This window comes from Glutamicibacter sp. NPDC087673 (genome assembly GCF_044743255.1).
GTDB lineage: Bacteria > Actinomycetota > Actinomycetes > Actinomycetales > Micrococcaceae > Glutamicibacter.
In genome coordinates this window covers 65,636-77,929 of the sequence record NZ_JBIUWB010000001.1, presented here as the reverse complement: position 1 = coordinate 77,929, position 12,294 = coordinate 65,636, and the positions used below count along the sequence as shown (strand labels likewise).

Sequence of the window (12,294 nt, the reverse complement as noted above, 5' to 3'; positions counted from 1 at the left end):
GGGTGTGCTTAGCGTTGAAGTACTGCTGGCCGTGGCAAACCGTTAACCAGGTTTGAGGGCCAGAGCGGATCGAAGGTGAGAACCTCAAAATCCCCGGACTCGGTCAGCAGCATGGTGTCCTCAACTTTGAACGCCAGACCATCGCGTGCTGCACTGGGATTGAACGCAAAAGCCTGGTTCAACTGGAAGAGATCAGTTGCTCCTGGGGTGAGCCGGGGATCTCGTCCGTTGTAGCCGGCAATGCCGCCTTGATGATGCAACGACCATTCCCCGGCATCGAAACCATGCTCCGGGTAGGATTCCTGGATGACGGGCAATAATTCACCGAGAACGCCGCCAGGGCGAATTGCCGCAAGGATATCTGCCTCGACAGCCAGGATGTCGTCTTCTCCAGAGAGTTCCTGAGGCGTCGGCGCACCGAATCGCACCCACCTGGTGATGTTGGCAATGAGCCCATGACGTCTTACGCACAGCACTGCCATGGCTTTGCCTCCGAGCGGGGCCGCGGTGGGCAGGGGGTGCCGGGCTGCGGCACGTGAATCGCCGCTGACCAAGGCAACGAGCACTTCGCCTCCTTGGACGACGGCTCCAGCTGTCAGCTTGGCTGCCACGTCGAACTCGGAATCATCGCTACGGGCGGCCGACAGCACTTGGGTCATGAGCGCAGCCGTGTCGCGGCAAAGAGCGCGATACCTATTAATCTCAGTTTCATTGAGTGCTGAGCGAAGAGCTCGCAAATCGGACTCGATTTCCCGCTCGCTGAGGATCTTTTGTCCGCTCGCCGCTGGAAACCATTCTCGGACATTGTCGAGATCCTGGTACCAGGCGGTGACATGCACCGAAACTTGTTCCACGTTGCCGAGCTCTTCTCGCTGGATCCGTGCAGCTTCGCTCACGGACGTGGCAAGCTCGCACCCCTGGGCATGAACCAGAACCCTGGCAATGGGTGGTGCCGCAAGAGATACGTGCGTGCGGGCACCGCCCAAGAGCCAGGCAAGCGAAGCGGGGGTTGAGAGAAGCAGATACTGCCCATCGCGGCTTCTGATGAGCTCGACCAGTTGGGCATGCTTCTTTGCGTATTCATGAGTGGCGGTGGTGGGCACAATCAGCCTTCCTTGGAACCTGAACCGTATTTTCGGGCTAGCAGGGCCACGGTCTGCACCGGGACCCTCCCATCAACCACGAGTACTCGAACTTGGCGGGTTATCGCTTCCTGAGGGTCCAGCACAACCGGTGTAGACCAGGCCAGCGAACTGCCGACACCCGGATATCCAGAACTGCGAACAAACCATGGGTCATCATGCTCACTGCAGAAAATGATGGTGGCATCCCCGTGTCCTTCAGCAAGATCAGCCAAACCCACCGAGTCCGAAGAGAACGTGGCACTGAAGGCGAGCCATGGACTGTGCACACCGTGGACTTGCGATTCCCCGGTAGCCGATGGGGTAAAAATCTGTGGATCAGCGATTGGCGGCAGACGCCAGAAGAAACCTCCGTAGCCGCCGTTGTGACGGCCGTTGGTACCCGGAGAGCCAAGCGACACTTGGCGTTCGCGCGCCGAGAGCCTGAAACTGAAATCCAGGCTCCAGCCAGTGATGGCGCTTTCGTGGTCCTCAAATGCATTGAGCTCAATTGAACGGTGCTCATCGAGCAGGATTTCCTGTTCGTGGCTGACCCATTCAAGCTGCGAATCCAAAGCGCTGCCATTGCGGGCGAACGCATTGGACGCTGTACGGATATGTCCATGGTCCGCACGCCATATGTAGCGTGAGGCGTCGCGGGTGTAGGTGCGCCCACCCCAGAAATTGGTCCCGTTCACATCTTGCAATGCAACCCCGACACCTAGATGCCAGGTGTGGTCAAGCGGTTGCTGCTCACTGACCACAACTCCGTTGAAAGTCTTCAGGTTATCCAAGAAAGGACGCGGTGAATTGGTGCGGGAAATATCTTCTCCCGTCCGCAACTCCGCAAGGGTGCGCTGCTTCCCCGTTGCGGGATGGATCAGCGACAACGAGCCACTGGTTTTCGCTGGCAAGGCCCAAGGCGCTCCGAGCGAAGAGAAACTGGACTGCGCCGCCACCGCCCGGTCGATGAATCGTTCGATGTTCGGTATCACTGGGTGGAAATCTGCTCCATCCCCTGCAGGGATAACCTGCTCTTCCGCGATCTGAGTTGGAGTATCCGAGGTCCGTATCTGCTCGAGGACGCGCATGAAAGCACCGGCCGACGCCAAAGAGCTCAAGAGTTCGGTTTCGCTGCCGTTGCGCACCTCGACGAGGTTCTCGAGAAGGTTGACTCGTCCGAAAACTTCAGAAGATTCTGGAAGCCCCAAGTCCGGGTTGGGTCGAACCAGCAGCTCATCACGGGTGTAGTACAAGGTTGCGGTGCCTTCGGTGCCATAGATGGTGATCCATGGATCCTGCTGTTCACTGGCGCAAACGGTCAGCGCGGCAATGACGGGGATTCCGGTGCTCGTTTGCACGCGCACCACGGAGGTATCGTCTGCTTCGATGCTGTGGGCGTGATACAGCTCGGTGGCCAGATGGGCGACATCCTGGGCTTTGCGCGCTCCGGCGATGTGCAAGGCGCTGGCGACCGCGTGGGCCAGGGGATTGGTCACTACACCGTCGGCAATCTCGACGCCGTCGAGTTTCCGATGTCCTGCCCAAGGCGAACGTTCATAGTAGCCCGTGGTGCGGAGCCAATTTCCACTGGCACCCACCGCACGAAGGGCCCCGATGGGAGAGTTCTTTGCGTTATCGGCGAAGAACCCATCTATGGTTTTCAAGGCTGTCGAGCCAAGGGCCTGGAACCCTACCTGCACGTGGGCGCCAGCATCGGCCGCGGCTTGCAGCAGGCGTGAATACTGATCCAGGGTCGCTGTCGGCGGTTTTTCGAGGTAGAGATCTGCACCCGTACGCAAGGCCCTCATCGCCAGGTCGGCATGCGTACTGATCGGCGTTGAAATAATGATGATGTCCGGGGTTAATCCGGAGCTGAGGAAAGCATCAAAGTCGGCGAACACGTGCGTGTCCTTGCCGCGAATCTCTTTCCCGGGATCGACCGGATCGATGCCGGCAAGGAACGTGATTTTCTCCTCGGCTGCGAGTCGATGGATATTTGCCAGATGCTGGCGTCCGAATCCGTTCAGACCAATCAGCACCACCGCAGGAGCAGTTGGCGCTGCCAGGGCACTAGTCGTTCCAGATCCCGCTGCGGTGGCTTGCTGATTCATCGTGTTCCTTCAGAGATATTCGAATTCAGATCAGTTTAATGCGCTGGCCGGCTGAACGCCCGCAGCTTGCTCAAGGTGGGGCAGTACGAGAGTTTCGTAGCGCTGGGACATGGTTGCCAAGGTCAGCGCGGAATCCTGCTGGTTGATCTCGTCATTGAAGATCTCGACTTCAACTGGACCTCGGTATCCGGCCTGTGACACCCATCGGGAAATCGCCGAGAAATCGATATGGCCGTCGCCCATCATGCCTCTGGATTGCAGTGCATTGCTGGCAATCGGCAGATTGAAATCACAGATCTGGTAGCTGGCCAGGCGATGCTCAAGGCCTGCCCGCTGGATCTGCTGCTGCAATTGCGGATCCCAGAACACATGGAAGGTGTCAACAACAACGCCTACGGCCTTGGTTGGATAAGGACTGGCCAAGTCCAGGGCCTGTCCGAGTGTGGAAAGCACCGCTCGGTCGGCGGCATACATTGGATGCAACGGTTCTAGCACCAGCCGAACGCCGTGTTCCAGGGCGATGGGAACCAGCTCTTCCAAGCCGCGCGCGACGCGATCGCGAGCCGCGACAATGTTCTTGTCTGCTGGATCCCCGGTGCCGCCCAGAATATGCGCGGCCGACGGCAAGCCGCCCACGACCATGATCAATTCATTGGCGCCGATGACGGCAGCTTCCTCGATGGCCTGCCGGTTCGATGCCAGCGCGGCAGCTTGGGCTTCGGCCGAAGGTGCAGTGAGAAAGCCGCCACGGCACAAGGTGCTGGCTTTGAGCCCTGCCCCAGCGATGATCTGGGCTGCTGGCCCAGCGCCACCGGCCTCGGCAAGCAAATGCCGCCACGGACCAATATGGCTCAGGCCCGCCTGCGCTGCAGCTTCGGCGGCTTCGTGGAGGCTGAGATTCGGGGTAGTGCCGGTATTAAGCGATAGTTCGAATGTCATGACACACCTGTCAGGGACGAAGTTGTAGTTTTGATTCCAGAAATTGCCAGGAGCTGTTCCATTCGCTCAGCAGCCAGATCCGGGTTTTGCAACAGGCCAGCGCCATCAGCGAGAACGAATGTGCGCACCAAATGCGGCAGGGAACGTCCGGCGTGCAGCCCGCCGATCATCTGGAAACCGCTTTGGTGCCCATTGAGCCACGAAAGGAAGGCAATCCCGGTCTTGTAGTAGAACGTTGGGGCGCTGAAAATATGCAATCCCAGCTCTCTGGTGGAGTCCAGGATCTTCCGGCCGCGTTCTGCGTCGCCTGCATCGAAAGCCTGCAAGGCCGTTGACGCAGCGGGATAGATGGCGGCGAAAATTCCCAGCAACGCATCGGAATGCAGTTGCCCGTCACCGTGAATCAGCTCGGGATAGTTGAAATCGTCGCCAGTGTAGAGGCGCACTCCAGCTGGCAATGCGGCACGAAGCTGCTTCTCATGCTCGGCATTGAGCAAAGAGACTTTGACGCCGTCGATTTTCGACGCGTGCTGCTCCAGAATGGACTGGAAAACCCCGGTGGCTTCTGCCAAATCCTGTGTTCCCCAGTAGCCGCTCAACTGTGGATCGAACATGTCGCCAAGCCAATGCAGGATCACTGGCTGCTTGGCAGCATCGAGCAAAGTCGCATACACGTCCAGATAATCCTGCGAGGTGCGCGCAGCCTTGACCAGGGCCCGGGAGCACATCAAGATCGCCTTCGAACCTGAACCTTCAACAAGGCGCAGCATCTCCAAATAAGCGTTGGTGACTTCAGCCAGCTGGCCCGGCTGGACAGTGTCTGCCGACAGCTGGTCCGTGCCGACACCGCAGGCGAGAATATCCCTGACGGTGAGCCCAGCCAAGGCCGGGTAGCTGTTCTTCTGGAGAACCCCGGCCGCTTCGATCGCCGATCGCCTGATCAACTCGCAGGTAGCCGCGTAGTCCAGCCCCATGCCTCGCTGCGCCGTATCCATCGCATCGGCGACACCCAGCCCGTAGGACCATAGCTCGTGCCGGTAGGCCAGCGTCGCATCCCAATCGATGCTTGCCGGTGCGCCAGGCGTATTGTCTGCTCCCATGAGGGGGATGACATGGGCTGCAGCATAGGCCTTGCGCGAGGAAAGCGGGGCAGACGGCCGCTGGAATTCTCCGGGGCCTTTCAACCGATAGGAAAAGTTCTGCCCGTTTTCGTCAATGAGTGTCAATTCGGGCAAGGATGCGTAGCTCATAGCGTGATCTCCGGGATATCGAGGGTGCGTCGTTCGGCGGCTGACTGCAATCCCAAAGCCGCCAGCTGGACACCGCGAGCTGCCGAAAGCAAGCCATACTGGTGTTCGCGTCCCGCTGCGACGTCGGCCAAGAAATCTTCCCACTGCAGCTTGAAGCCGTTATCCAGGTCGGCATTGGCGGGAACTTCCATCCACTGGTCGCGGAACGACTCAGTGACTGGCAAATCGGGGTTCCAAACAGGCTTCGGAGTGTGGGCGCGTTGCTGGGCAACGCACTTGTTCAATCCCGCGACGGCGGAACCGTGGGTGCCGTCGATCTGGAATTCCACCAGTTCATCGCGGTAGACGCGCACTGCCCACGAGGAGTTGATCTGCGCAATTACTGCATCGCCGGAAGGAGTTTCGAGTTCGAAGATGCCGTAGGCCGCATCATCTGCGGTGGCTTCGTAGGCTTCGCCTCGTTCGTCCCAGCGGGTAGGGATGTGGGTTGCCGTGGTCGAGGTGACCGACTTGACCTTGCCGATGATTCCTTCAAGGACGTAGTTCCAGTGGCAGTACATGTCGGTGGTCATCGATCCGCCATCCGCAAGACGGTAGTTCCAGGAAGGCCGCTGCGCTTCCTGGATGTCTCCCTCGAATACCCAGTAGCCGAACTCGCCGCGCATTGAGAGAATGCGTCCGAAGAAGCCTTCGTCGACCAAGCGGCGTAACTTCACCAGGCCGGGCAAGTAGAGCTTGTCGTGCACGACGCCGGCGGTAATTCCCTTGGCCTGTGCCTGGCGGGCGAGATCAACGGCCTCTTCGAGGGTTTCAGCGGTCGGTTTCTCGGTGAAGATATGCTTGCCTGCCCCGATGGCTTTCGACAGCGTTTCGTAACGCAAGGAAGTCATGGACGCGTCGAAAATGATGTCGACACTCGGGTCATCAATCAGGGAGTCAAGATCGGTGCTGTAGTGCTCAACCTGGTGCTTCTGCGCAAGTTCGCGCAGCTTCGCTTCGTTACGTCCAACGAGGATCGGTTCAACGGTCAGCTTCGAACCGTCCCCGAGAGTGATTCCTCCCTGGTCTCGGATAGGAAGGATTGAACGCAGCAAGTGCTGGCGGTATCCCATGCGGCCGGTGATGCCGTTCATGGCGATGCGTAGAACTTTTGTTTCTGTCACTGGGGTCTCCTCGAAACGGGGAATGCGTAAGGGAATAGAATGGGAATGCGCTTTCCACGATAGTGAGGTGTAATTGGAGTGTCAACCATCACGTTCGCGAAAGATAAGCTTGTGCCAGGTTGCAGAGAATGATAAGGATTTCAGATGGCTGTTCGACTAACTGATGTGGCTAATGAAGCCGGGGTTTCCCTGGCGACCGCTTCGCGAGTGCTCAATGGGTCAGCACGCAAGCCGGCTGTGGAAATCTCGGATAAAGTGCGTGCTGCGGCTGAAAAGCTCGGTTACTTCCCCAATGCCCAAGCGCAAGCGCTTGCCAGATCCACCACGAAGCTGATCGGCTTGGTGGTCAGGGACATAGCCGACCCCTACTTCTCTACCATCGCCCGGGGAGTGCAGCGCTCTCTTGGTGATAGCGGTGTCCAGCTGCTTTTGGCCAGCACGGAGTACGATCCCGAGCGGGAAATCGAAGCCGTTCAGGCATTCATGTCGCAACGGACGGACGCTATCATCCTGTCGGGATCGCGCAGTTTGGGCGAGAATGGGCAGTTGCTGAAACTGATCGAGAATTATCAGGAAAACGGTGGCCAGGTCATGATTATCGGCCAGCCTATGACCGATATGGGTGGCATACAAATCGACAACGAAGTAACTGCCGAGCATCTGGCGGCCGAGCTGATCAGTGCCGGCCACCGCAGGTTTGTCGTATTGGCAGGGGAAGCGAATCTGCTGACATCGAGGGACCGTTCCAACGGGTTCCTGGAGAAGCTGAAGCGCAGTGGCCTGGATGCAGAGGAAGTTATCAGCGGTCCCTTCTCGCGCGAGGGGGCCTATGTTGCAATGAGCGACTACCTCAAGCAGCAGAAGTCGGCAGGCGGTGTCCATCGGGTGTGCGTATTCTGCGTTTCGGATGTCATGGCCCTGGGTGCCATTCGGGCGATTCGCGAAAACCGCTTGCGTATTCCCGAAGATATCGCTGTGGTGGGATTCGATGACATCCCGACCCTTATCGACATTACGCCCACGGTCAGCACTGCTCGACTTCCTCTGGAAGAAATCGGAAAATGGGCTGGTGAGATGGCGCTGAACCACGGCGAACTGCGGAAGATTGTGGTTTCCGGTGTGCCGGTCCTGCGCGAGTCCACGCAGCTGGCTGACGGCCAGTAGTGATGTTCATTGGGAATCGTGCCATGCGAAAACTAACTGACTTGATTCCCGAAACCCCTTGACCAGTGACCGCAATCACACCTAGATTGTTTGGCAAGCGCTTTCCACAATGAAAAACCAGGTGTTGCTTGCAGGATGGCCTCGCATCACCACCCCACCCAAGGAAGATTTTCATGACTCAGCAGGTATGCACGAGAAAAACTGGACGGAAATTCGGTCTGCGGCTAAGCAAATCAGTTGCAGTTGTGGCGGTAGCCGCTCTGGCCCTCACTGGCTGTGGCGGTAGCAGCGCTGCCGACGGTGAGGACGGGAAGATCCAGCTTCGTTTCTCATGGTGGGGCTCGGATTCGCGGGCCCAGGCAACCAATGAAATTATTGAGGCTTTCGAAGCGGCCAACCCGGACATCGATGTCCAAGGCGAGTACTCCGACTGGAGCGGCTACTGGGACAAGCTCGCAACACAGGTTGCCTCCAACGATGCTCCGGACATTATCCAGATGGACGACAAGTACCTTCGCGAATACGCGGACCGCGGCGCATTGCTGGACCTCGAAGGCGTAGATGTTTCCAAGTTCGAAGACGTTGCCGTTCAAAACGGTACAACCGATGCCGGCCTTGTCGGCATTACCACCGGAATCAATTCCTTCACATTGACCGCCAATCCACAAGTCTTAGCCGAAGCTGGCCTGGAAGTTCCAGATGACAAGACCTGGACGTGGGATGACTACCGGACGATCACCGAGACGGTGAGCCAGAAGCTCGACGGCAAATATGGAGCCGAAGCCCCGAACGAACCGGCCGGGTTGCAGACCTGGTTGCGTCAAGACAAGAAGAATCTGACGAGCTCGGATGGATCACTCGGATTCTCGCCTGACGATCTGGCCAAGTACTTCCAGCACCACAAGGACTTGATGGATAACGGTTCTTATCCAAAGGCCTCGGTCCTGGCGGAAAACCAGAATGCAGGTCCAGACCGTTCTATGACAGGCACGGGAGTGGCAGCCTTCGGCATGTGGTGGAGCAACCAGTTGGGAGGCCTTTCCACAGCGGTTGGTTCGGACTTGGTTCCGCTGCGACTGCCAAGCCACACCGGCAAGGCTGAGGACAATGGTCTTTGGCACAAGTCGTCAATGATGATGTCGGGGTATGCTCGCACCGAACACCCGGAAGAGGTCAAGAGATTTGTTGACTTCATGGTGAATTCGCAAGAAGCTGGCGCGCTGAACCAGATGGACCGCGGGTTACCTTCGAACACCGAAGTGCGGGAACAAGTCGTCTCAAAATTGGATTCAATCGAAGCTTCTTCTGCAGAATTCGTGACGAGCTTGAAACCCGAACTTCAGAGCACGGAACCAATCCCGCCAATGGGGTTCAGTGCGGTTCAGGATGTCCTCTACCGTTATGAAATGGAAGTGTTCTTCGAGCGCCAGAGCGTAAGCGACGCGGCGCAGAATGCCTTCAAGGAAATCGAAACTGCGGTAGCCCAATAGCTGAACGAGAATCAACCATCGTTCTTGCGGTCGTTGCAATCCCTGGATCCCGGGGATTGCAACGGCCTTTGCGCGTTCGAGGGAAAGTTCATTCTGCTCCTCCTTCAACTCTCTGCGCGGTGCAATCCTTGAATTCGCCACGGCGCGTGCCGTACAGGGCTGCGGTTTGAACCAGGGCTTCCAGATGCCTCATAACCTTGTTCGGTCGTGATCTGCGCCCAAGCAAGCCTCTCCAGCCATTTGCGTGCGACGAGTCGCGAGTGCACCAGTAACCGGGATGCGAGTCGCCAGCGGCCGTTGAACTTTCCAGAGCATGGCCTATCGGAAGGGTGCTGCCAATCAGCTGGAATCCCCCGAGAGGTGAATTGCCATTGGGTTCCTGCTTTCTTCCATCCATTGCCAGAGGCAACCACACCGCGGTGCCCGCAGTTCTGGGCCGCAAAGCTGCTGGCTCGACCTTGCCGGTGATCGGTTTGCGGCACCTGCGGATTGCAGGTCGAACCCCGCCAGCTCTGCGGCCAATGCGGGGAGCACAAAGTATCCTGAAAACTAAGTGCAAGAGGAATGGAAAAATGGCATCTGGACTTTTGGCAGTAGACGGCGGGCAGACCGGAATCAAGCTGAGATTCGAGCAGGATGGCGAAACTGCAGAATTAGCGCTTCCCGGTGTGCAAACCCATGAACCCGTCCTGCCCCAACTGGCACGCGCCATTAACCAAGCTGCCGCTGCCGCCGGATGGGAGTGCAGCACCGTGAGCGTAGGCACCACAGGCCTGGTGAAAGCCGAACATGATGCACGGCAGCTCTACGACCTCATCGGATCCAGCGCTATTTCCCATATTGCGCTGGCCCACGATTCGGTGACCAGCTATCTCGGAGCGCTGGGAGAACGCCACGGCGCTGTCGTTGCAGCCGGTACCGGTGTCGTCACCTTGGCGGTAGGCCCCTGCTCGGTGGCCCGAGTTGATGGATGGGGCCACATCATGGGTGATGCCGGCAGCGGCTATTGGATTGGCCAGAAGGCAATGAACGCGGCCATGCGCGGCTTTGACGGCCGCGGGCCAGCTACCGCGCTGACCGGGGAACTCGCGAAGCGCTGGCCCGATCTCTCCGAAGCGTATATTGACTTGCAAGCGATGCCGGACAGGGTGGCCATCGTCGCCTCCTTTGCGCAGAGGGTTGCCCAGTTGGCCGCGACCGATGAAATGGCGGCGCGGATCTGCGCGCTCGCCGGTGCAGAACTGGCCAGCTCCGCAGCAACGGCATTGCGCCGCGCGAGGCTGGAACAACAGGCCGGAGCGATTCCGGTCGCAGCCATCGGGGGAGTGCTCGCCGGCGAATTCGCCAGAAGCAGCTTCGTGCGGGAGCTGCACCTGCTGGTCCCTGCCGCGCAAGTCCAGGATTCGCCGGGAAATGGGCTGGACGGAGCCCGTGCATTGGCCCTCCTGCCAGCGGACCACGCCTTGCAAGGCCTCGTATCGCGCTTTCGCGCCCAGCCATAAGACGTGGGCAGCGGTGATAACTGGCCATCAAATAGGCGCAGGCAATCAATAGGTGACAAGATTAGTGGAGAACGTCGTGATTATTAAGGAGTCATCGTGAGTTTCCGAGTCGGTCCCGTAGATCTTGTCCCCGAAGGCGAATCGCTGCTGGTTGAAGCCAAAGACAGCGGCGCAAGCGAAGACATCGCGATCTTCCACGCCGAAGACGGCAACTTCTACGCGCTGCAGGATGAATGCACCCACGAGGTCGCTTCGCTTTCCGACGGCTGGCTCGAAGACTGCAGCATCGAATGCCCCATCCACTCCTCGACCTTCGACCTGAAAACCGGCAAGGTGCAATGCATGCCAGCCACCGTGGACGCCCGGACCTACAAGGTGGACGTCGTGGACGGCTTCTTGGAGCTTGAAATCTAAATGCCTTCCGTGCACATCATCGGAGGCGGGGTCGCGGGGTATGCACTGGCCCGGCACCTGGTGCAGCAGCAGTACGCCGGATCCATCAAGATCAGCGATGCCCAGGGCCTGCCCTATGATCGTCCGCCGCTGAGCAAGTCCCTGCAGGTTGAACCGTTCGCACCGGTGTCCTGGTACCAGCACCATGGCGTCGGCCTGATCCAGGAAGATGTCCAAAGCCTGCAACTGCCGCAATCCGCTGACGACTGGGTTGTGCTGGCTACCGGCACCACGCCCAAGGCATTGGATGTTCCCGGTGGGCACCATGCGCTCAGCCTGCACAGCGCAGCTGACGCCGCCCGCATATCCGACGTCCTGGAATCGGGGATGTTCGGCCAGCGGGTGCTTGTCATCGGAGCGGGGCTGGTAGGGGCCGAGTTCGCGTCCACCGCCAGGATGTCCGGGGCGCAAGTCACCTTGATTTCCAGCTCCGACGCACCTCTGGCCCACGTGCTGGGCCAAGAACTTGCCGAACAGCTGCACGCGGATCATGCCAACCACGGCATTGCCACCTTGACCGGTGCGGTGACCGAGCTCGGCCCCAACTATGCAATGGCCAATGGCCAGCGCCATGATGCGGAGCTGATCGTGGCAGCCATCGGCGTCGAACCCGAAACTGCGCTCGCCGAGCAGCTGGGCCTGGAAGTCGACGACGGGATCGTGGTCGACGCGCAGCAGCGTTCTGCCAGCTGCCCCCAGGTGCTGGCTATCGGCGACGTCGCCCGGGAGGAAAACCAGCCCCGTGCGGTGCACTGGGAAGCTGCCATGGAAGATGCCGCCCAAGCGGCGGCAACCATCATGGGCACAGCCGCACCGAAGCGTTCGGTGCCATGGTTCTGGAGCGACCGCCACGAAATGCACGTGGAAACCGTGGGCGACTTCAGCCAGGCCGCCAGCACCGTGACGCGCCTGAACCGGCGAGGCAAGATCCAGACGGTCTTCGGGCTCGACGCCAAGGGCTCATTGGTGTCCGCCTCGATGATCGATGGCGGCCTGATGGCCAAGGCCGTGAGACGGCTCATTGCGAAATCAGCCACCCCAAGCATTGAACAATTGAAGGACCCCCTGACGGGTCCGCGCGAGTTAGGCCGGTAAGAA

Annotated in this window: 10 protein-coding genes; 5 read left to right on the top strand and 5 right to left on the bottom strand. The window is 59.2% G+C overall.

The window, feature by feature from the left end; genetic code table 11:
• Positions 1 to 8: 8 nt before the first annotated feature.
• The 5 genes from ACIOTL_RS00400 to ACIOTL_RS00380 are packed head-to-tail and all read right to left on the bottom strand — an operon-like array spanning position 9 to position 6,557.
• Positions 9 to 1,103: a Xaa-Pro peptidase family protein gene (locus tag ACIOTL_RS00400; RefSeq protein WP_105656294.1), complete on the bottom strand. Its 1,095-nt coding sequence runs from the start codon at positions 1,101 to 1,103 to the stop codon at positions 9 to 11.
• Between the two features lie 2 nt (positions 1,104 to 1,105).
• On the bottom strand, positions 1,106 to 3,235 hold the full coding sequence (locus ACIOTL_RS00395; protein ID WP_400341221.1) for a DUF6807 family protein: 2,130 nt from the start codon (positions 3,233 to 3,235) through the stop codon (positions 1,106 to 1,108).
• 30 nt (positions 3,236 to 3,265) lie between these two features.
• On the bottom strand, positions 3,266 to 4,174 hold the full coding sequence (locus ACIOTL_RS00390; RefSeq protein ID WP_105661980.1) for a sugar phosphate isomerase/epimerase: 909 nt from the start codon (positions 4,172 to 4,174) through the stop codon (positions 3,266 to 3,268).
• Positions 4,171 to 5,409 (bottom strand): dihydrodipicolinate synthase family protein, encoded by a 1,239-nt coding sequence (locus ACIOTL_RS00385; RefSeq protein ID WP_400341894.1) that lies wholly within the window; start codon positions 5,407 to 5,409, stop codon positions 4,171 to 4,173. Before ACIOTL_RS00385 ends, ACIOTL_RS00390 begins: the two co-directional genes overlap by 4 nt.
• 11 nt (positions 5,410 to 5,420) lie before the next feature.
• On the bottom strand, positions 5,421 to 6,557 hold the full coding sequence (locus tag ACIOTL_RS00380; RefSeq protein WP_332487636.1) for a Gfo/Idh/MocA family oxidoreductase: 1,137 nt from the start codon (positions 6,555 to 6,557) through the stop codon (positions 5,421 to 5,423).
• A 174-nt stretch (positions 6,558 to 6,731) separates the two neighbouring features.
• Here ACIOTL_RS00380 and ACIOTL_RS00375 point away from each other — a divergent pair, with 174 nt between their 5' ends.
• The 5 genes from ACIOTL_RS00375 to ACIOTL_RS00355 all read left to right on the top strand — a co-directional run bounded on the left by ACIOTL_RS00375 (position 6,732) and on the right by ACIOTL_RS00355 (position 12,291).
• Positions 6,732 to 7,751 carry a LacI family DNA-binding transcriptional regulator gene (locus ACIOTL_RS00375; protein WP_400341219.1) on the top strand — a complete coding sequence of 340 codons (1,020 nt, stop codon included), beginning with the start codon at positions 6,732 to 6,734 and terminating at the stop codon, positions 7,749 to 7,751.
• A gap of 173 nt (positions 7,752 to 7,924) precedes the next feature.
• The gene (locus ACIOTL_RS00370) at positions 7,925 to 9,241 is read left to right on the top strand and encodes an ABC transporter substrate-binding protein (RefSeq protein ID WP_400341218.1); all 1,317 of its coding nucleotides are present in this window, start codon (positions 7,925 to 7,927) and stop codon (positions 9,239 to 9,241) included.
• Positions 9,242 to 9,813: 572 nt separating this feature from the next.
• Positions 9,814 to 10,743 carry an N-acetylglucosamine kinase gene (locus ACIOTL_RS00365; RefSeq protein WP_388023173.1) on the top strand — a complete coding sequence of 310 codons (930 nt, stop codon included), beginning with the start codon at positions 9,814 to 9,816 and terminating at the stop codon, positions 10,741 to 10,743.
• Positions 10,744 to 10,839: 96 nt separating this feature from the next.
• Positions 10,840 to 11,157, top strand: a complete 318-nt coding sequence (locus tag ACIOTL_RS00360; protein WP_105656303.1) for a bifunctional 3-phenylpropionate/cinnamic acid dioxygenase ferredoxin subunit — start codon at positions 10,840 to 10,842, stop codon at positions 11,155 to 11,157.
• A complete protein-coding gene (locus ACIOTL_RS00355; protein WP_400341216.1) occupies positions 11,158 to 12,291 on the top strand; it encodes an NAD(P)/FAD-dependent oxidoreductase in 1,134 nt (377 codons plus the stop codon). It abuts the gene before it with no gap.
• The last annotated feature ends 3 nt before the right edge of the window (positions 12,292 to 12,294 follow it).